18 protein-coding genes and 1 tRNA gene are annotated in these 18,827 nt (G+C 71.3%); 11 read left to right on the forward strand and 8 right to left on the reverse strand.

From position 1 onward, the window contains the following. Nucleotides 1-153: 153 nt before the first annotated feature. The 3 genes from FHU40_RS22515 to FHU40_RS22525 all read right to left on the reverse strand — a co-directional run bounded on the left by FHU40_RS22515 (nt 154) and on the right by FHU40_RS22525 (nt 921). Entirely contained in the window at nt 154-519 is a 366-nt protein-coding gene (locus FHU40_RS22515) for a DUF5615 family PIN-like protein (protein WP_183594681.1), read from the reverse strand. Beyond that, nucleotides 516-746: a DUF433 domain-containing protein gene (locus FHU40_RS22520; RefSeq protein ID WP_183594682.1), complete on the reverse strand. Its 231-nt coding sequence runs from the start codon at nt 744-746 to the stop codon at nt 516-518. The genes FHU40_RS22515 and FHU40_RS22520 overlap by 4 nt, the downstream gene beginning before the upstream one ends. 89 nt (nt 747-835) lie before the next feature. Next, a tRNA-Leu gene (locus FHU40_RS22525) sits at nt 836-921 on the reverse strand. Between the two features lie 90 nt (nt 922-1,011). Between FHU40_RS22525 and FHU40_RS22530 the strand changes: the two genes are divergently transcribed. Further along, nucleotides 1,012-2,337, forward strand: a complete 1,326-nt coding sequence (locus tag FHU40_RS22530; protein WP_183594683.1) for a M20/M25/M40 family metallo-hydrolase — start codon at nt 1,012-1,014, stop codon at nt 2,335-2,337. Nucleotides 2,338-2,358: 21 nt separating this feature from the next. Here FHU40_RS22530 and FHU40_RS22535 read toward each other — a convergent pair whose 3' ends face one another. Together FHU40_RS22535 and FHU40_RS22540 are read right to left on the reverse strand one after the other, a co-directional pair. Beyond that, nucleotides 2,359-2,577: a DUF5703 family protein gene (locus tag FHU40_RS22535; RefSeq protein ID WP_221200106.1), complete on the reverse strand. Its 219-nt coding sequence runs from the start codon at nt 2,575-2,577 to the stop codon at nt 2,359-2,361. Between the two features lie 51 nt (nt 2,578-2,628). Continuing rightward, nucleotides 2,629-3,576 (reverse strand): aldo/keto reductase, encoded by a 948-nt coding sequence (locus FHU40_RS22540; protein ID WP_183594684.1) that lies wholly within the window; start codon nt 3,574-3,576, stop codon nt 2,629-2,631. Nucleotides 3,577-3,650: 74 nt separating this feature from the next. On the opposite strand from FHU40_RS22540, the gene FHU40_RS22545 reads away from it, so the two are divergent. Then, nucleotides 3,651-4,475, forward strand: coding sequence for an undecaprenyl-diphosphate phosphatase (locus FHU40_RS22545; protein WP_215524177.1), 825 nt, complete (start codon nt 3,651-3,653; stop codon nt 4,473-4,475). An 8-nt stretch (nt 4,476-4,483) separates the two neighbouring features. Here FHU40_RS22545 and corA read toward each other — a convergent pair whose 3' ends face one another. Next, complete coding sequence (gene corA / locus FHU40_RS22550) at nt 4,484-5,455, reverse strand: magnesium/cobalt transporter CorA (RefSeq protein ID WP_183594685.1); 972 nt, start codon at nt 5,453-5,455, stop codon at nt 4,484-4,486. 32 nt (nt 5,456-5,487) lie between these two features. Here corA and FHU40_RS22555 point away from each other — a divergent pair, with 32 nt between their 5' ends. The 5 genes from FHU40_RS22555 to FHU40_RS22575 are packed head-to-tail and all read left to right on the forward strand — an operon-like array spanning nt 5,488 to nt 9,346. Beyond that, the gene (locus FHU40_RS22555; protein WP_183594686.1) at nt 5,488-6,213 is read left to right on the forward strand and encodes an MSMEG_4193 family putative phosphomutase; all 726 of its coding nucleotides are present in this window, start codon (nt 5,488-5,490) and stop codon (nt 6,211-6,213) included. A gap of 10 nt (nt 6,214-6,223) precedes the next feature. After that, nucleotides 6,224-6,802 (forward strand): DUF3090 domain-containing protein, encoded by a 579-nt coding sequence (locus tag FHU40_RS22560; RefSeq protein ID WP_183594687.1) that lies wholly within the window; start codon nt 6,224-6,226, stop codon nt 6,800-6,802. Then, nucleotides 6,799-7,572 carry an SCO1664 family protein gene (locus FHU40_RS22565; RefSeq protein ID WP_343057988.1) on the forward strand — a complete coding sequence of 258 codons (774 nt, stop codon included), beginning with the start codon at nt 6,799-6,801 and terminating at the stop codon, nt 7,570-7,572. Before FHU40_RS22560 ends, FHU40_RS22565 begins: the two co-directional genes overlap by 4 nt. A 31-nt stretch (nt 7,573-7,603) precedes the next feature. Continuing rightward, a complete protein-coding gene (gene mshC / locus FHU40_RS22570) occupies nt 7,604-8,842 on the forward strand; it encodes a cysteine--1-D-myo-inosityl 2-amino-2-deoxy-alpha-D-glucopyranoside ligase (RefSeq protein WP_183594689.1) in 1,239 nt (412 codons plus the stop codon). A 12-nt stretch (nt 8,843-8,854) separates the two neighbouring features. Further along, nucleotides 8,855-9,346 carry a hypothetical protein gene (locus FHU40_RS22575; protein ID WP_183594690.1) on the forward strand — a complete coding sequence of 164 codons (492 nt, stop codon included), beginning with the start codon at nt 8,855-8,857 and terminating at the stop codon, nt 9,344-9,346. 46 nt (nt 9,347-9,392) lie between these two features. Here FHU40_RS22575 and FHU40_RS22580 read toward each other — a convergent pair whose 3' ends face one another. After that, a complete protein-coding gene (locus tag FHU40_RS22580) occupies nt 9,393-10,241 on the reverse strand; it encodes a PAC2 family protein (protein ID WP_183594691.1) in 849 nt (282 codons plus the stop codon). A 227-nt stretch (nt 10,242-10,468) separates the two neighbouring features. On the opposite strand from FHU40_RS22580, the gene metH reads away from it, so the two are divergent. Together metH and FHU40_RS22590 are read left to right on the forward strand one after the other, a co-directional pair. Beyond that, on the forward strand, nt 10,469-14,134 hold the full coding sequence (metH, locus tag FHU40_RS22585; RefSeq protein ID WP_183594822.1) for a methionine synthase: 3,666 nt from the start codon (nt 10,469-10,471) through the stop codon (nt 14,132-14,134). Then, entirely contained in the window at nt 14,127-14,792 is a 666-nt protein-coding gene (locus FHU40_RS22590) for an HAD family hydrolase (protein ID WP_183594692.1), read from the forward strand. The genes metH and FHU40_RS22590 overlap by 8 nt, the downstream gene beginning before the upstream one ends. A gap of 845 nt (nt 14,793-15,637) precedes the next feature. On the opposite strand, the gene FHU40_RS22595 is transcribed toward FHU40_RS22590, so the two are convergent. Further along, nucleotides 15,638-16,519, reverse strand: coding sequence for a RecB family exonuclease (locus tag FHU40_RS22595; RefSeq protein WP_183594823.1), 882 nt, complete (start codon nt 16,517-16,519; stop codon nt 15,638-15,640). 91 nt (nt 16,520-16,610) lie between these two features. Between FHU40_RS22595 and FHU40_RS22600 the strand changes: the two genes are divergently transcribed. Next, complete coding sequence (locus tag FHU40_RS22600; RefSeq protein ID WP_183594693.1) at nt 16,611-17,747, forward strand: site-2 protease family protein; 1,137 nt, start codon at nt 16,611-16,613, stop codon at nt 17,745-17,747. A 20-nt stretch (nt 17,748-17,767) separates the two neighbouring features. After that, the gene (locus FHU40_RS22605) at nt 17,768-18,745 is read left to right on the forward strand and encodes a tRNA (adenine-N1)-methyltransferase (RefSeq protein ID WP_221200108.1); all 978 of its coding nucleotides are present in this window, start codon (nt 17,768-17,770) and stop codon (nt 18,743-18,745) included. The last annotated feature ends 82 nt before the right edge of the window (nt 18,746-18,827 follow it).

Here is an 18,827-nt window from a genome sequence, read left to right on the forward strand (position 1 = left end):
GCACGGACGACGTCTCGATCGATGACATCGCCTGATCTCCCGTTGAGAGTTCGTCGCGGTCGGCGGGTCCGGGGCGTGCGCCGGCGACTTCTCGATACCGCCCTCAAGGCTGTGGCCTCGGGTCCGTCTTCAGGCGCCTGAAGACGGATGGGCTCAGCGCAGCGGTAGCCGTCGGACCCGAATTCTGTCGTCAGCGAAGACGACGACCGCCCCGGTCACGAGGTCGTCGGCCACCTCTGCGAGATTGGCGAGGAGAGTGGCAACCCGATGCTCGACGCTTCGATTTCCTTGACGGAACAAGATCAGGCTGGGCAGGTCGGCGCCGGAACGCGCCAGGATCTCTCCGAAGTCGGTGTCCGCTGAGATCAGGATGCGCCGCTCGGTGAGGGCGAGCTCGAGTACCTCGTCATCGACGTGTCCCTGCAGACCGCGATCCTGTACGTGGGCGACGTCGTGACCGGCTGCTCCGAGCAGTTCGGTGGTTCGAGTGCTCAAGCACTCATCAACCAGAAACCTCACGCAGGCATCCGCAGTGGGAGCTGACGCTCCGAGACCGCGGCCGCGGCGAACTCAAGGGCGGCCCGGACATCCTCCGGCGAGAGTTGGGGATAGTCCGACAGGATCTCGTCGATGCCCTGTCCCTCGGCAAAGAGGCCTACAACCGTGGCGACCGGAACCCGGGTGCCACGAATACACGGCACACCGCCCATGATGCGGTGGTCGGCGACGATCCGGTCTTCGGTCATGCGGTCAGTGTAGAGCGGAACCGTCGCAGGCACTCTGCCTCAGAGGCCCGAGCCTCATAGCCGGCGAAGGCCCCTACCTGTCGTCTGTGTGTCCGAGGGGGGACTTGAACCCCCACGCCCTAATACGGGCACTAGCACCTCAAGCTAGCGCGTCTGCCAATTCCGCCACCCGGACGAGTGCGGTGGAACAGTAGCAAAGGCTGGGACGAAGTTCCGCATCGGCATCGGACGTGGCGCCACTGCCGCGCGATGCCATGCTGGAGCCATGACCGACCGACCCGTGCAGCCGGCTTCCGACCCCACCGCCGAGGTGGTCGAGCTGTGCCGTGACCTGATCCGGATCGACACCAGCAACTACGGCAGCACCGACGACGGTCCGGGGGAGCGCAAGGCCGCCGAGCACGTCGCCGCGCTGCTCGACGAGGTCGGCATCGAGAGCCGGCTGTACGAGTCCGAGCCCGGTCGGACGTCGGTCGTGGCCCAGTGGGGCGGCTCGGCCAGCGACCGCGGTGGGCTGCTGCTGCACGGCCACCTCGACGTCGTACCGGCGGCCGCCGAGGACTGGCAGGTCGACCCGTTCTCCGGCGAGATCCGGGACGGCTACCTCTGGGGTCGGGGCACGGTCGACATGAAGGACTTCGACGCGATCCTGCTCGCCGTCGTGCGCGACCGGCAGCGCACCGGGCGGGTGCCCGAGCGGCCGATCACGCTGTGCTTCACGGCCGACGAGGAGGCGGGTGGGCACCTCGGGGCCGAGGTGCTCGTCGAGGAGCACGCCGACGAGTTCGAGGGCTGCACCGAGGCGGTCGGCGAGGTCGGTGGCTTCAGCGCGACGGTGCGTGGGCGCCGGATCTACCTGATCGAGGCTGCCGAGAAGGGCATGGCGTGGATGCGGCTGACGGCCCGCGGCCGCGCGGGACACGGGTCGATGCTCAACCACGAGAACGCCGTGACGGCGCTGTCGGCGGCCGTGGCCCGGATCGGCGCGTACGAGTGGCCGGTGCGGCTGACGCCGGCGATGCGGACGCTGCTCGCGGCCGTCGCCGAGCTCGCCGGCACGGAGGCGACCCCGGAGAACGCCGAGGCGCTGGTGGAGGAGTTCGGCGGTGCCGCCCGGATGATGGGCGCGGCGATCCGCAACACCTGCAACCCGACGATGCTGGACGCCGGCTACAAGGTGAACGTCATCCCGACCGAGGCCACCGCCCACGTCGACGGCCGCTTCCTGCCGGGCTTCGAGGACGAGTTCTTCGCGACGCTCGCCGCGCTCGCGGGCGACGACATCGACATCGACTTCGTCAGCAACCAGCCGACCTGGGCGACGCCGTACGAGGGCGACCTGGTGGACGCGATGACCCGGTCGATCCTGGCCGAGGACGACGAGGCGATCGTCGCGCCGTACCTGATGAGCGGCGGCACCGACGCCAAGCACTTCCGCAAGCTCGGGATGCGCTCCTACGGGTTCGCGCCGCTGCGGCTGCCGGCGGACCTCGACTTCACCGCGCTCTTCCACGGGGTCGACGAGCGGGTGCCGCTCGACGCGCTGACGTTCGGAGCCCGGGTGTTCGACCGGTTCCTCGACGACGCGTGAGTCGGCCCGGCGCGGGCCGGCTCAGGCGGTCCGTACGGCGCGGATGATCTTGCGCCGGAGCACGACCCGGCGGGTGCCGTCGGCACCGATCCGGACCCGGTCGAGCTCCCAGCCGCCGTGCTCGGCCCGGTCGACCAGCAGCTTCGTGACGACGTTGCGGGAGAACTCCCGCGAGAACGACACCTTGTCGAACTCCCACTCCACCCCGGCTGCGGGAGGGCGGCGCAGTGCACGGCTCATGGGGTTCCCCCAATCATGATTCCACCAGTCATGGTTCGACCCGGTCGGGACTCAGTCGGTAGACACATCATCCAGGGCGGCGGTGATCTCGGGCGGCAGGCTCAGCTCGTCGACCCCGAGGGCACCCCGCAGCTGGGCGGCGGTGCGGGCGCCGACGATCGGTGCGGTCACCCCGGGCCGGTCGCGCACCCAGGTCAGGGCCACCTCGAGCGCCGACCAGCCCAGGCCCTCGGCGGCGCGGGCGACCGCCTCGACGATCCCGGCGCCTCGCTCGTCGAGGTAGGGGTTCACGAAGTTCGCGAAGTGACTGGTCGCCGCCCGCGAGTCCGACGGCGTACCGGTGCGGTACTTGCCGGTCAGCACGCCACGTCCCAGCGGCGACCAGGGCAGCACCCCCAGCCCGAGCGCGGCGGCCGCCGGCAGCACCTCCTGCTCGACCGCGCGGTTGAGCAGCGAGTACTCGACCTGCGTGCTCGCCAGGGGAGTCCGCCCCGGCACCGCGCGCTGCCACGTCGCGGCCCGGGCGGTCTGCCAGCCGGCGTAGTTCGAGACCCCGACGTACGAGGCGCGTCCGGTCGACACGGCGTGGTCGAGGGCCGCGAGGGTCTCCTCGAGCGGGGTGTCGTCGGACCAGATGTGCACCTGCCACAGGTCGACGTGGTCGACGCCCAGCCGGCGCAGCGAGGCGTCCAGCGTGCCGAGCAGGTGGCCTCGCGAGGTGTCGTAGGACCGGCCGCCCTGCCGCGAGCTGATGCCCGCCTTGGTCGCGAGCACGACCTCGTCGCGGGCGACCACGTCGCCGATCAGCGAGCCGATCAGCTCCTCCGATGCACCGCTGCCGTAGCCCGCGGCGGTGTCGATCAGCGTCCCGCCCGCCTCGGCGAACGCGATCAGCTGGTCCCTGGCCTCGTGCTCATCGGTGTCGCGACCCCAGGTCATCGTGCCGAGGCCGAGCCGGGACACCGTCAGGCCGGTCGAGCCGACACGCCGCTGCTGCATGGCGACAAGGTAGTCGGCGCGCGTCCGCGGGGCGTCCCCGGCACGCCAGGTGGGCGCCCGTAGGATTCCGCGTCGTGGTGGACTTCCTCCAGGCCGTCGTCCTCGGGATCATCCAGGGACTGACCGAGTTCCTCCCGATCTCCAGCAGCGCACACCTCCGGATCCTCCCGGAGGTCTTCGGCTGGGGCGACCCCGGAGCCGCGTTCACCGCGGTCGTGCAGATCGGCACCGAGCTGGCCGTCCTGATCTACTTCTGGCGCGACATCTGGCGGATCGGCTCGACCTGGGTGAAGTCCCTCTTCCGCCCGGAGTACCGCGGCCAGCTCGACGCCCGGATGGGCTGGTTCATCATCCTGGGGTCGGTGCCGATCGTCGTGCTCGGCATCGCGCTCAAGGACGTCATCGAGAAGGACTTCCGCAGCCTCTGGGTGATCGGCACGATGCTGATCGTCATGGGCATCGTGCTCGGCATCGCCGACCGCATCGGCGGCACCAGCAAGGGGCTCAAGCAGCTGTCGCTGCGCGACGCGATCCTGATGGGCTGTGCCCAGGCGCTGGCCCTGATCCCCGGCGTCTCCCGCTCGGGCGCCACGCTCTCGATGGGCCGCTTCCTCGGGTACGAGCGGGAGACCGCGACCCGGTACGCGTTCCTGCTCGCGATCCCGGCGGTGATCGGCGCCGGCCTCTTCGAGCTCAAGGAGATCCCGCACGGCGACAACCTCTACGGCTGGGGGCCGACCATCGTCGCGACGATCGCCTCCTTCATCGTGGGGTACGCCGCGATCGCCTGGCTGCTCCGGTACATCACGACGCACTCGTACACGCCGTTCGTCATCTACCGGATCGCGCTCGGCGCCGGCACCCTCCTGCTCGTGGCGACCGGGGTGATCGCCGCCTGAGCCTGGACTCAGAGCCAGCCGGACTTCTTGAAGAGCGCCCACAGCCCGGCGGCGACGAGACCCATCAGCACCAGCGCGAACGGGTAGCCGTAGGTCCAGCCGAGCTCGGGCATGTGCGTGAAGTTCATGCCGTAGATGCCCGCGATGAGCGTCGGCACCACGACCAGCGCGGCGCCGGCCGAGATCTTGCGCATGTCGTCGTTCTGCTGCACCGAGATCTGCGCGAGATGGGCGTCGAACGCCGTCGACAGCAGCGCGTCGAGGGAGTCGACCGTCTCCGCCGCCCGGGCAAGGTGGTCGGCCACGTCGCGGAAGAAGGGCCGTGCCTTCTCCGGCACCGTCGCCACGTCGCCGCGCGCCAGCCGCGCCACCGGCTCGCGCAGCGGCAGCACGGCCCGTCGTACCTCCGCGAGCTCGCGCTTGAGCACGTAGATCCGGGCGGAGTCGTTGGTGCGGTCGGTCGAGAACACGGACGTCTCGATCTCGTCGACGTCGACGACCAGCTCGTCGACCACGTCGAGGTACTCGTCGACGACCCGGTCGATCACGGCGTACAGCACGCCGCCCGGCCCGTGACCCAGCACCTGGTGACTGGACTCGAGCGCCCGGCGGGCGGAGTGCAGCTCGTTGCCCTGGCCGTGGCGCACCGAGACGACGAAGTCGTGCCCGGCGAACATCGCGATCTCGCCGGTCTCGACGGCGTCCCGCTCGTCGACGTACCAGAGCGTCTTGAGCACCACGAACACCATGTCGCCGTACCGCTCCAGCTTCGGCCGCTGGTGGGCGCGCACGGCGTCCTCGACGGCCAGGGGGTGGAGCCCGAACACCTCGGCGACGTCGGCGATCTCGTCCTCGGTCGGCTCGTGCAGGCCGATCCAGACGAAGTCGTCGGCACCCCTCGCCCGCGCGCGCAACGCGCGGTAGTCGGTGTCGCCCTGCACGCGGGACCCGTCCCGGTAGAGGGCGCAGTCGACGATCACAGAGCAACGGTAGCCCCATTAGAGTCCCGGCCATGGCAACTGTGATCCTGGTCCGCCACGGGCGTACGACCTCGAACGCGTCGGGCATGCTCTCGGGCCGGCTCCCGGGCGTGCTGCTCGACGAGACCGGGACGGCACAGGCCGCACGGACCGCCGAGCGGCTCGCCGCCGTCCCGCTCGCGGCCGTGGTGACCAGCCCCCTGGAGCGCTGCCGGCAGACCGCGAAGGCGATCGTCGCGGCCCAGCCCCGCGGGCTGCGGGCGGCGACCGACCGGGCGCTCACCGAGTGCGACTACGGCGAGTGGCAGGGCCGCCCGCTCAAGGAGCTGGCCAAGGAGAAGCTCTGGTCGACCGTGCAGAGCCAGCCGTCGGCGGTGACCTTCCCCGGCGGCGAGGCGATGGCGGCGATGCAGGCCCGTGCGGTGGCGGCGGTACGCCGTCGCGACGCCCTCGTCGAGGCCGAGCACGGCCCCGGGGCCGTCTGGGTGGCGGTCAGCCACGGCGATCTCGTGAAGTCGATCCTCGCCGACGCCCTCGGCCTGCACCTCGACCTGTTCCAGCGCCTGCACGTCGACCCGGCGTCGGTCTCCATCGTCAGGTACACGCCCAGCCGGCCCTACGTGGTCGCCACCAACACCCACTCCGGCGACCTCTCCTGGCTGGCGCCGCCGGCCAAGAGCGCGCGCAAGGGAGGCCGGAGGCGGGCCTCGGACGACGCGGTGGTCGGCGGTGGCGCCGGGCCTTCCGAAACCGCCTAGGGTTGCTGTCATGGCACCCCTGGTCCACGGCTTCGACCCGCCCGAGCGCTTCGTGGCCGGCACGGTCGGCCCGCCCGGACAGCGCACGTTCTTCCTGCAGGCCCGGGCGGGCGCGCGCCTCGTGAGCGTCGCGCTGGAGAAGCAACAGGTGCAGGCGCTCGCCGAGCGCATCGACGAGCTGCTCGACGAGGTGCTGGCCAGCTCGCGGAGCGACGCCGTCATCCCGGCGGTCGCCCCGCTCGGCCTCGACGACACCGCCCCCCTGGAGCAGCCGATCGAGGAGGAGTTCCGCGCGGGCACGATGACGCTGTCGTGGGACCCCGACGACGAGCGCGTGGTGATCGAGGTGTTCCCGTTCACCGAGGCCGCGGTCGTCACCCCGGACCAGCTCGACGAGGACTTCGAGGAGCCCGAGCCGGACGAGGTGTTCCTGGTCCGGATCGCGGCCGGATCGGCGCGGGCCTTCGTGAAACGCGCCGAGCAGGTGCTCGGCGCGGGCCGCCCCGACTGCCCCTTCTGCGGCAACCCGATCGACCCCGACGGTCACCTGTGCGTGCGGGCGAACGGGTTCCGGCGGCGGGACCCGTGACGGCCGAGCCCGTCGCCGAGCTCCTCGAGGGCGAGCTCACCCTGCACGGCCGGATCATGCCGGCCTCGAACGCCACCTTCCTGGGCGAGATCGGCGGCATCAAGGTCGTCTACAAGCCGGTCGCGGGGGAGCGACCGCTCTGGGACTTCCCCGACGGGTCGCTCGCCGAGCGCGAGCGCGCGGCGTACCTGCTCTCGGAGGCGACCGGCTGGAACATCGTCCCCGAGACCTGGCTCCGCGACGGCCCGCATGGCCGCGGCATGGTGCAGCGCTGGCAGGAGCCCGACCCGGAGCAGGTGGCGGTGACGCTGGTGCCCGAGGGAGAGGTGCCCAAGGGCTGGCGGCACGTCTTCGACAGCATCGACGGCCAGGACCGGCCGGTGTCGCTGATCCACGAGGACACCGCGGCGCTGCGCCGGATGGCGGTCTTCGACATTCTCGCCAACAACGCCGACCGCAAGGGCGGGCACGTCCTCGAGGTCGCCGACGGGCATCGGTACGGCGTGGACCACGGCGTCAGCTTCCATGCCGACCACAAGCTCCGCACCGTGCTGTGGGGCTGGCTCGGCGAGCCGCTGACCGAGGACGAGCTGGCCGGCGTGCAGCGGGTCCTCACCGCGGTCCGCGGACCGCTCGGCGACCGACTCGCCGAGCACCTCGACGACCTCGAGATCGAGGCGCTGGCGCGCCGCTGCGTCCGGCTCGCGGAGCGGGCGGTGCTGCCCTCGCCGCGGGGGGACTGGCCGGCGATACCGTGGCCGCCGTTCTGACCGCCGCAGGTCCCTCGTCTAGGCTTCCGGCATGCGCGCCTGGCCTTCCCCGGAGATCCCGACCCTGCCCGTCGCGGGCCCCCCGGTGGCCCTCCACGACACGCCGTCCGGCGCCCTGGTCACCACCTCGCCGGACGCCGCGGCGCGGCTCTACGTCTGCGGCATCACGCCGTACGACGCCACGCACCTGGGGCACGCCAACACCTACGTCGCGTTCGACCTGCTGAACCGCGCCTGGCGCAACGCCGGCCACGACGTGGTCTACGTCCAGAACGTCACCGACGTCGACGACCCGCTGCTCGAGCGGGCCGCGAAGGTGCATGTCGACTGGGTGGAGCTCGCCGAGCGCGAGACTGAGCTCTTCCGCCAGGACATGGTGGCGCTGCGGGTGCTGGCCCCCGACCACTATGTCGGTGCGGTCGAGTCGATCCCGCTGGTGATCGACCTGATCCGCCGGCTCGAGGACGCCGGGAGCGTCTACCGTGTCGAGGACGACCTCTACTTCTCGGTGACCGCGGACCCGGCGTTCGGTGCGGAGTCCGGCTGGTCCCGCGAGCGGATGCTCGAGATCTATCCCGAGCGCGGTGGGGACCCGGACCGGCCCGGCAAGAAGGACCCGCTCGACTGCGTCGTCTGGCGCGGCGAGCGCGAGGGCGAGCCGTCGTGGGAGAGCCCCTGGGGTCGTGGGCGTCCGGGCTGGCACGTCGAGTGCACCGCGATCGCCCAGCGGCATCTCGGCGGCGCCTTCGACGTGCAGGGCGGGGGCAGCGACCTGGTCTTCCCGCACCACGAGATGTGCGCCGGCCACGCCCAGGTAGCCGACCCCGGGACGCCGTTCGCGAAGATCTACAGCCACGGCGGGATGGTCGGGTACGACGGCGAGAAGATGTCGAAGTCCCGCGGCAATCTCGTCTTCGTCTCCGCGCTGCGCAACAGCGACGTCGACCCGATGGCGATCCGGCTGGCGCTGCTGCGCCACCACTACCGCGCCGACTGGGAGTGGGTCGACGACGAGGTGTGGACCGCCGTCGACGACCTCGACCGGTGGCGGCGAGCGCTCTCGCTCGGCGCGGGCGCTCCGGCGGCACCGGTGGTGACCGAGGTCCTCGCCGCGCTCGCCGACGACCTCGACGCCCCCCGCGCGACCGCGGCCGTGGACCGCTGGGCGGGCGCCACGCTGGGCACCGACGGGCTGGCCGACACCTCCGATCCGGAGGCCGCCGTCCAGCTGCTCGCCGTGCTCGATGCGGCGCTCGGCCTCGCCGTCTGACCCACCACCGTCGTGACAGGCCCGGTCGGCGTCGAACGAGGCCGGGCCCGCGTCTCGGCGTACGTCTACGGCAACATCCTGGTGCTGGCGGCGGTCCTGACCGCGACGCCGCACACGATCCGGAGCGGCCACGCCGTCGTGGTCGTGCTGGCGACGACGGTCACGACGTACCTCGCCCACGTCGTCGCGCACGCGGTCGGCGCCGCCGTCGGCGAGGAGAAGCCCGAGGGGCTGTCCCGCGACGAGCTCCGCGACGCGGTCCCGATCATGTCCTCCGGCTCGCTGCCCACGCTGATCCTCGCGCTGGGCGCGCTGATGTCGCTGGACCCGTCACTGGTCGAGGGCGCGGCGGCCGCCGTGGTGATCGTGCGCCTCGTCGGCATCGGTGCGGTCGTCGACCGGTTCAGTGACCGGACGCATCGGCGGCGATCCTGGCTGGCCGGCGCCGTGGTGGCCGGGGTCAGCGTGCTGATCGTGGTGCTGAAGCTGGCCTTCGCGCACTGAGCACCTGCGGCCCCTCGGCACGGCGCGCCGTCCGACGGTCGTCGGGTCAGGCGTCGTCCTGGCGGCGCTTGAGATATCGCTCGAACTCGCGGGCGATCGCCTCGCCGGACGCCTCGGGGAGGTCGGTGGTGTCCCGCGTCTCCTCCAGCGAGCGGACGTAGTCGGCGACGTCCTCGTCCTCCTGGGCGAGCTCGTCGACGCCGCGCTCCCAGGCCCGCGCGTCCTCGGGGAGCTCGCCGAGGGGGATGCTCGCCTCCAGCAGGTCCTCGAGCTGGCCGAGCAGCGCGAGCGTGGCCTTGGGGCAGGGCGGCTGCGCGACGTAGTGAGGCACCGCCGCCCAGTACGACACCGACGGCATGTCGAGCCGCCCGCAGGCGTCCTGGAACACGCCGACGATCCCGGTCGGCCCCTCGTAGCTCGACTCCTCGAGCTTCAGCCGATCCATCAGCTCGGGCTCGCTGGCGGTCCCGGTCACCGGGATCGGCCGGGTGTGCGGCGTATCGGCCAGCAGCGCCCCCAGGGAGACGACCAGCTGGGCGCCGAGCTCGTCACAGGCGGCGAGCAGCTCCGCGCTGAACTGCCGCCAGCGCATGTTGGGCTCGATGCCGCGGACCAGGATGACGTCGCGGTCGAGGGTCGGGGGAGAGGCGATCGCGATCTGGGTGGTCGGCCAGGTGATCCGGCGGTGGCCGTTCTCGTCCACGCCGACGAGGGGCCGGTTGACCTGGAAGTCGTAGAAGTCCTCCGGGTCGATGGCGCCGACCACGCGCGCGCCCCAGACCTTCATCAGATGGTCGACGGTCGAGGAGGCGGCGTCCGCCGCGTCGTTCCAGCCCTCGAAGGCCGCGATCACGATCGGGTCCACCAGGTCGGGAACGCCCTCGAGCTCGATCACTCCTCCAGCGTAGTCTCCGAGGCGAGCACGCCGAGGATTTCTGCTGCCTCCGGGCCCGGTGTCACGATCTGGGAAGCCTGTCCACGAGGTGGACGAGGTTCCTAGGCTGGATCCTGGCCGTCCCCGCTGGCGGCCCGAGAGGAGAACTCGTGCCATCAGGGCAGACCCCGTCGCCCCACCTCCGGCCCGACGCCACCGAGGAGCTCACCCGCGCCCTCGAGTCGCGGATGCTCGTGCTGGACGGAGCGATGGGCACCGCGATCCAGCGCGACCGCCCGGACGAGGCGGGCTACCGCGGCGAGCGCTTCGCCGACTGGCCCTCCGACCTGATCGGCAACAACGACCTGCTCACGCTGACCCAGCCCGAGATCATCGCGGGCATCCACCGCGAGTACCTCGACGCCGGTGCGGACATCATCGAGACCAACACCTTCAACGCCAACGCGATCTCGCTGGGCGACTACGGCATGGCGGAGCTCGCCTACGAGCTCAACCTCGAGGCGGCTCGGCTCGCGCGCGGCGAGGCCGACGCGGTGGCGACCCCGCAGTGGCCGCGGTACGTCGCCGGGGCGCTCGGCCCGACCACCCGCACGGCGTCGATCTCGCCCGACGTCAACGACCCCGGCGCCCGCAACGTCTCCTTCGACGGCCTCGTCGCGGCGTACCTCGACGCGGCGCGCGGCCTCGTCGACGGCGGCGTCGACCTGCTGGTGATCGAGACGATCTTCGACACGCTCAACGCCAAGGCCGCCATCTTCGCGGTCGAGTCGCTCTTCGAGGAGCACGGACGCCGCTGGCCGGTGATCGTCTCCGGCACCATCACCGACGCCTCCGGCCGCACCCTCTCCGGTCAGGTCACCGAGGCGTTCTGGGACTCCGTGCGCCACGTCCGCCCGCTCGCGGTCGGCCTCAACTGCGCCCTCGGCGCGAAGGAGATGCGCCCCTACATCGCGGAGCTGGCCCGGATTGCCGACTCGTTCGTGTCCTGCTACCCCAACGCGGGTCTGCCCAACGCGTTCGGCGAGTACGACGAGGCGCCCGAGGAGACCTCGGCCGTCATCGCTGAGTTCGCCGAGAGCGGCTTCGTCAACATCGTCGGCGGCTGCTGCGGCACCACCCCGGACCACATCGCGGCGATCGCCGACGCGGTCCGGGGCAAGCAGCGTCGTACCCCCGTCGAGCTGTCGCCCGGCATGCGCCTGTCCGGCCTCGAGCCGCTGACGATCACCGACGACAGCCTCTTCGTCAACGTCGGCGAGCGCACCAACATCACCGGGTCCGCGCGGTTCCGCAACCTGATCAAGGCCGGCGACTACGACACCGCGCTCTCCGTCGCGGCGCAGCAGGTCGAGAACGGCGCCCAGGTCATCGACGTCAACATGGACGAGGGCATGATCGACGGCGTCGCGGCGATGGACCGCTTCACCAAGCTGATCGCCAGCGAGCCCGACATCAGCCGGGTCCCGGTGATGGTCGACTCCTCCAAGTGGGAGGTCATCGAGGCCGGCCTGAAGAACATCCAGGGCAAGCCGATCGTGAACTCGATCTCCATGAAGGAGGGCGAGGAGAAGTTCCGCGAGCAGGCCCGCCTCTGCCGCAAGTACGGCGCCGCGGCGGTCGTGATGGCCTTCGACGAGGACGGGCAGGCCGACAACCTCCAGCGCCGGACCACGATCTGCGAGCGCGCCTACCGGATCCTCGTCGACGAGGTCGGGTTCGCGCCCGACGACATCATCTTCGACCCGAACGTGTTCGCGGTCGCCACCGGCATCGAGGAGCACGCGTCGTACGGCGTGGACTTCATCGAGGCCACCCGGTGGATCAAGCAGAACCTGCCGGGCGCCAAGGTCTCCGGTGGCATCTCCAACGTGAGCTTCTCCTTCCGCGGCAACAACCCGGTCCGCGAGGCGATCCACGCGGTCTTCCTGTACCACGCGATCGCGGCGGGCCTCGACATGGGCATCGTCAACGCCGGCGCGCTGGCCGTCTACGACGAGGTGGAGCCCGAGCTGCGCGAGCGGATCGAGGACGTCGTACTCAACCGGCGCCCCGACGCCGCGGAGCGACTGCTCGAGATCGCGGAGAGCTACAACAAGGCCGGTGACGAGGCCGAGGCCGCCGCCGACGAGTGGCGCTCGCTCCCCGTCGCCGAGCGGATCACCCACGCCCTGGTCAAGGGCATCGACGCCTACGCCGAGGTCGACACCGAGGAGCTGCGGCTCGAGATCGCCGCACGCGGGGGGCGCCCGATCGAGGTGATCGAGGGCCCGCTGATGGACGGCATGAACGTCGTCGGCGACCTGTTCGGCGCCGGCAAGATGTTCCTGCCGCAGGTCGTGAAGTCCGCCCGGGTGATGAAGAAGGCGGTCGCCTACCTGATCCCGTTCATCGAGCAGGAGAAGCTCGACAACCCCGAGTTCGCGACCGCGAAGGACACCAACGGCACGATCGTGATGGCCACGGTCAAGGGCGACGTCCACGACATCGGCAAGAACATCGTCGGGGTCGTCCTGCAGTGCAACAACTACGAGGTCATCGACCTCGGGGTCATGGTGCCGGCGCAGAAGATCCTCGACGCCGCGGCCGAGCACGAGGCGGACATGATCGGCCTGTCCGGGCTGATCACCCCGTCGCTCGACGAGATGGTCAACTTCGCGGCCGAGATGCAGCGCCAGGGGCTCGACATCCCGCTGCTCATCGGGGGCGCGACCACCTCGCGCGCGCACACGGCGGTGAAGGTCGACAAGAAGTACGACGGGCCGGTGGTCTGGGTCAAGGACGCGTCGCGCTCGGTGCCCACCGCTGCGGCGCTCCTGGACGACAAGCAGCGCCCCGCCCTGCTGGCCACGATCCAGGAGGACTACGACGCGCTGCGCGCCCGGCACGCCGCCAAGCACGACCGGCCCCTGCTCAGCGTCGAGGGGGCCCGCGAGAACCGCACCCCGGTCGACTGGGACGGCTACGTCCCGCCGGCTCCGGCCCAGCCGGGCGTCCACGTGCTGTCGGCGTACGACCTGGGCGAGCTGCGCGAGTTCATCGACTGGCAGCCGTTCTTCAACGCCTGGGAGATGAAGGGGAAGTTCCCCGACATCCTCAACAACCCGCAGACGGGGGAGACGGCGCGCAAGCTCTACGACGACGCGCAGGCGATGCTCGACCGCGTCGTCGAGGAGAAGTGGCTCACCGCGAATGCGGTGTTCGGCCTGTTCCCGGCGAACGCCGTGGGCGACGACATCGAGCTGTACGCCGACGACGCGCGCGCCGAGGTCCGCGAGACCCTCCACCACCTGCGCCAGCAGGGCGAGCACCGCGCGGGCGTGCCCAACCGGGCGCTCAGCGACTTCGTCGCGCCGAAGGAGACCGGCCTGGCCGACCACGTCGGCGCGTTCGCGGTCACCGCCGGCCTGGGCTCGGTGGAGCGGATCATGAAGTTCAAGGAGGAGCTCGACGACTACTCCGCGATCCTGCTCGAGGCGCTGGCCGACCGGCTCGCCGAGGCGTTCGCGGAGCGGCTGCACCAGCGGGTGCGCACCGAGTTCTGGGGCTACGACTCCGGCGAGACCCTCGCGAACGAGGACCTGATCGCCGAGAAGTACCGCGGCGTCCGACCGGCCCCCGGCTATCCCGCCTGTCCTGAGCACACCGAGAAGCAGACGCTGTGGCGGCTGCTCGACGTCCACGCGAACACCGGCATCGAGCTGACCGAGTCGATGGCGATGTGGCCGGGCGCCGCGGTGTCGGGCTGGTACTTCTCCCACCCGCAGTCGCAGTACTTCGTGGTCGGCCGACTCGGTCGCGACCAGGTCGCCGACTACGCCGAGCGCAAGGGCTGGACGATGCCCGAGGCGGAGCGCTGGCTCTCGGCCAACCTCGGCTACGACCCCGATGACTGAGCGCCGGAGGAGTCCGTACGCCGTCCTGTGGGACATGGACGGCACGCTGGTCGACACCGAGCCCTACTGGATCGAGACCGAGTTCGAGCTCGCCGCCAAGTACGGCGGCACGTGGAGCAAGGCGCACGCGCTGAACCTGGTCGGCAACGGCCTGCTGGACTCGGGCCGCTACATCGTCGATGTCTTCGGCATCGACGTACCACCCGAGCAGATCGTGGAGGAGCTCCTCGACGGCGTCGTGGCCCGGGTCCAGGACTCGGTGCCGTGGCGACCCGGTGCCGTCGACCTGCTGGCCAGCCTCGCGGACGCGGGCACGCCGTGCGCATTGGTGACGATGTCCTATGAGCGCCTCGTCGCGCCGATCCTGAGCGGGCTCCCGGCCGAGACTTTTCGGGTGATCGTCACCGGCGACCAGGTCGAGTTCGGCAAGCCGCATCCCGAGCCCTACCTGACCGCTGCGGCCGCCCTCGGCGTCGCCGCCGGCCACTGCCTGGCGATCGAGGACTCCAACACCGGCGCCAAGTCGGCCGAGAGCGCGGGCTGCCTGGTCCTGGTGGTCGAGAACCATGTCCCCGTGCTGCCCAGCGAACGTCGGGTCTTCGCCGAGACCCTGGAGGGCATCGACCTCGACGGCGTCTGGGCCGAGTTCGACCGCTGAACCGACGACGGTGGTTGAGGAGGTTGCGCTAGCAACCGTCTCGGTGGTTTCGAGACAGGCGCCAGCGCGCCTTCCTCAACCACCGCGCCCCCGACGACGGTGGTTGAGGAGGTTGCGCTAGCAGCCGTCTCGGTGGTTTCGAGACAGGCGCCAGCGCGCCTTCCTCAACCACCGCGCCCCCGAGAACGGTGGTTGAGGAGGTTGCGCTAGCAGCCGTCTCGGTGGTTTCGAGACAGGCGCCAGCGCGCCTTCCTCAACCACCGCGCCCCCGAGAACGGTGGTTGAGGAGGTTGCGCTAGCAACCGTCTCGAAACCCACGCACCCACCCCGACCCAGTCCCGACAGCCACCGCCCCGGATGGTGGTTTCGAGACAGGCGCCAGCGCGCCTTCCTCAACCACCGCGCCCCCGAGAACGGTGGTTGAGGAGGTTGCGCTAGCAACCGTCTCGAAACCCACGCACCCACCCCGACCCACCCCGACCCAGTCCGGCCCAGTCCCGACAGCCACCGCCCCGGATGGTGGTTTCGAGACAGGCGCCAGCGCGCCTTCCTCAACCACCGTGGCCCCGAGAACGGTGGTTGAGGAGGTTGCGCTAGCAACCGTCTCGAAACCCACGCACCCACCCCGACCCACCCCGACCCAGTCCGGCCCAGTCCCGACAGCCACCGCCCCGGATGGTGGTTTCGAGACAGGCGCTAGCGCGCCTTCCTCAACCACCGGTACCGCCCAGGCGCTAGCGCGCCTTCCTCAACCACCGATACCGCCCAGGCGCCTGCGCGCCTTCCTCAACCACCGTGAAGCTCAGGCGCGAGCGCTCTCACACACGTCAACCACCGGGCCGGCGTCAGCCGGGCGACCCGACCTCGTCGTCGACGAGCGGGTCGCGCTCGGGCAGCGGGGGTGGGGTGCCGCCGTAGGCCGGGCAGATGGCCTGGTGGGCGCACCACGAGCACAGGCGGCTGGGACTGGGCCGCCAGTCGCCGGACTCCTCGGCGCGCCGGATCGCGTGCCAGACCGCCTCGACCTTGCGCTCGGTGGCGCGCAGGTCGGCCTCGTCGGGGACGTAGCGGAGGATCTCGCCGTTGCCGAGGTAGACGAGCTGGAGCATGGCGGGCACGATGCCGCGGGTGCGCCAGATGACCAGCGCGTAGAACTTCATCTGGAAGAGCGCCCTGCCCTCGAACATCTCGCTCGGACTCGACCCGCTCTTGTAGTCCACCACTCTGATCGAGCCGTCGGGCGCTACGTCGAGGCGGTCGACGAAGCCGCGCAGCAGCAGCTTCGACTCGAGCAGCGTCTCGACGTACAGCTCGCGCTCGGCCGGCTCGAGTCGGCGCGGGTCCTCGAGCGTGAAGTAGCGGGCCAGCACCTTCCGGCACGCCGCGAGCCAGGACGTGATCTCACGCCCCTCGGCGCCCTCGAACATCTCGTGGAGCGTCGGCTCCTGCTCGACGAGCGCCTCCCAGGCGGGCTCGAGCATGTCGTCGGCCCGCTCGGGCGTCCGGTCGGTGGCGGGCAGGTCGAAGAGGTCCTCGAGCACCTTGTGGATGACGGTCCCGCGGACCGCGTCGGGGGAGAAGGGCTCGGGGAGCCTGTCGATGGTGCGGAAGCGGTAGAGGAGCGGGCATGTCATGAAGTCGCCCGCGCGGCTCGGGGACAGTGCCCCGAGGACGTCGACGCCGTCGACCGGGGTCGAGATCCGGGTCGCCGGCGACTCCTGCTCCACACCCACGCGCTCACCCTAGACGGGCGCACGGACAGTGCCGGGCCCCGGGCGACGCGGGGGAGCGGAGGACCGGTCGGATAGCCTCGGAGACGTGCCCGACTCGCCTCCCCGTCCCCGGCCACCGGGCACCATCAGGATCGGCACCGTCGCCGGAAGCGACGTCCTCGTCTCGTCCTCGTGGTTCCTGGTCGCGGGCCTGATCGCGATCATCGTCGCGCCGCGCATCGAGGCCTCCGAGCCCGGCCTCGGCGCCTGGAAGTACGTCGCGGGGCTCGCGTTCGCGGTGATCCTGTACCTGTCGGTACTGCTCCACGAGGCCTCGCACGCCATCGTCGCCAAGCGCCTCGGGTTCCCGGTCGGGCCGATCACCCTGCACTTCCTCGGCGGCATGACGTCGATCGAGGGGGAGGCCCGCAAACCCCGGCAGGAGTTCCTGATCGCCGTGGTCGGCCCGCTGACCTCACTGGCGGTCGGCATCGTCGCGGTCGGGCTGTGGTTCGTCACCCCCGAGGGGCTGCTGCTGGTGGCCGTCGAGGGCCTGGCGGGCGCCAACCTGCTGGTCGGACTGCTCAACCTGGTGCCCGGACTGCCTCTCGACGGGGGGCGCGTGCTGAAGTCGCTGGTCTGGCAGGTCTCCGGCAACGCCCACCGCGGCACGATCGTCGCGGGCTGGACCGGGCGCGCGACCGCGGCCGCGGCCCTGCTCTGGCCGGTCTTCCAGGAGCAGCTCACCGGAACCCCTCCCACCATCCTCGACTTCGCGCTGGCGCTGATCGTCGCGGCGTTCCTGTGGTCGGGCGCCACCGCCGCGATGTCGGCCGCCCGCCTCCGCAGCCGGCTCCCGCGACTGGTGGGCCGGCAGCTCGCCCGGCGCACGCTCGCCGTCCCCGGTGACCTGCCGCTCGCCGAGGCCGTACGCCGCGCGCAGGAGGCCCAGGCGGGGAGCCTGGTCACGGTCACCTCGGACGGCCACCCGGTCGGCATCGTGAGCGAGGCCGCGCTCAACGCCACCCCCGAGGATCGCCGGCCCTGGGTCGCGACCTCGACCGTGGCGCGGACCCTCGACGACGGACTGCGGCTGCCGGCCACGATCGCCGGCGAGGACCTGGTCACCGCGATCAGCCGGCACCCGGCCGCCGAGTACCTGCTGGTGGAGGAGGACGGCTCGATCTGCGGAGTGCTGGTGACCGTCGACGTCGACCGGGCCTTCCGCGAGGCCGGCCGCTGATGGCCACTAGGGTTCCGAGGATGTCCGACAGACCCGATCCGCAGCCCGCTCGACAGACCGCGCCCGACGTCGCGCCCGAGGCCTGGTCCGGCGTGCACCGCGGGCCGCTCCGCGCGGGCGAGTGGGTGCGCCTCACCGACAGCAAGGGGCGCCGGCACAACATCTGCCTCGAGCCGGGCAAGCGCTTCTTCTCCAACCGCGGGCACTTCGACCACGACGAGCTGATCGGGCGTGAGGAGGGCTTCAGCGTCACCTCCTCGGCCGGCGGGGAGTACCTCGTGTTCCGGCCGCTGCTCTCCGAGTTCGTGGTCTCGATGCCCCGCGGCGCCGCGGTCGTCTACCCCAAGGACGCCGCCCAGATCGTCGCTCTCGCGGACATCTTCCCCGGCGCGCACGTCGTCGAGGCGGGGGTCGGGTCGGGCGCGCTCACCTGCTCGCTGCTGAGGGCCGTCGGACCGTACGGCCGGGTGTCGTCGTACGAGCGTCGCGAGGAGTTCGCCGACGTGGCCCGCCGCAACGTCGGCCAGTTCTTCGGCGCGCCCGAGGGCGAGACCCACCCCGCCTGGCGGCTCACGCTCGGCGACCTCGCCGAGGCGCTGCCGGCGTCGGAGGAGCGCGCGGACCGGATCATCCTCGACATGCTCGCGCCCTGGGAGTGCCTCGACGCCGCCGCCGACGCGCTGTGGCCCGGTGGCATCGTCTGCGCGTACGTCGCCACCACCACGCAGCTCTCGAGGTTCGTCGAGACCGTCAGGGTGCACGGCGGCTTCACCGAGCCGCAGGCGTGGGAGTCGCTGGTCCGCGACTGGCACGTCGAGGGTCTCGCGGTCCGGCCCGGCCACAAGATGATCGGGCACACGGCGTTCCTGGTCACCGCGCGCCGGATGGCCCCCGGGCAGCGGGCCCCGATGAAGAAGCGCCGTCCGGCACCGGGCGCCTACGGGCCGGACTACACGGGCCCGCGCCCCGCCGGGATCCCCGTCGAGCCTGCCGAGTGAGGCCGGAGTAGCGCCGGGTGACGGCCCGGTGACCGGGTCGCGTCCAAATCGTGATCAACTCCGCGAAATGAACCGGCTTGTC

Source organism: Nocardioides soli (assembly GCF_014191495.1).
Classification (GTDB): domain Bacteria; phylum Actinomycetota; class Actinomycetes; order Propionibacteriales; family Nocardioidaceae; genus Nocardioides; species Nocardioides soli.

Coding starts and splice junctions, on each gene's coding strand:
- FHU40_RS22520 (WP_183594682.1), bottom strand. CDS start 746: ATGACCGAAGACCGGATCGTCGCCGACCACCGCATCATGGGCGGTGTG.
- FHU40_RS22530 (WP_183594683.1), top strand. CDS start 1,012: ATGACCGACCGACCCGTGCAGCCGGCTTCCGACCCCACCGCCGAGGTG.
- FHU40_RS22535 (WP_221200106.1), bottom strand. CDS start 2,577: ATGAGCCGTGCACTGCGCCGCCCTCCCGCAGCCGGGGTGGAGTGGGAG.
- FHU40_RS22540 (WP_183594684.1), bottom strand. CDS start 3,576: ATGCAGCAGCGGCGTGTCGGCTCGACCGGCCTGACGGTGTCCCGGCTC.
- FHU40_RS22555 (WP_183594686.1), top strand. CDS start 5,488: ATGGCAACTGTGATCCTGGTCCGCCACGGGCGTACGACCTCGAACGCG.
- FHU40_RS22560 (WP_183594687.1), top strand. CDS start 6,224: ATGGCACCCCTGGTCCACGGCTTCGACCCGCCCGAGCGCTTCGTGGCC.
- mshC (WP_183594689.1), top strand. CDS start 7,604: ATGCGCGCCTGGCCTTCCCCGGAGATCCCGACCCTGCCCGTCGCGGGC.
- metH (WP_183594822.1), top strand. CDS start 10,469: ATGCTCGTGCTGGACGGAGCGATGGGCACCGCGATCCAGCGCGACCGC.
- FHU40_RS22590 (WP_183594692.1), top strand. CDS start 14,127: ATGACTGAGCGCCGGAGGAGTCCGTACGCCGTCCTGTGGGACATGGAC.
- FHU40_RS22605 (WP_221200108.1), top strand. CDS start 17,768: ATGTCCGACAGACCCGATCCGCAGCCCGCTCGACAGACCGCGCCCGAC.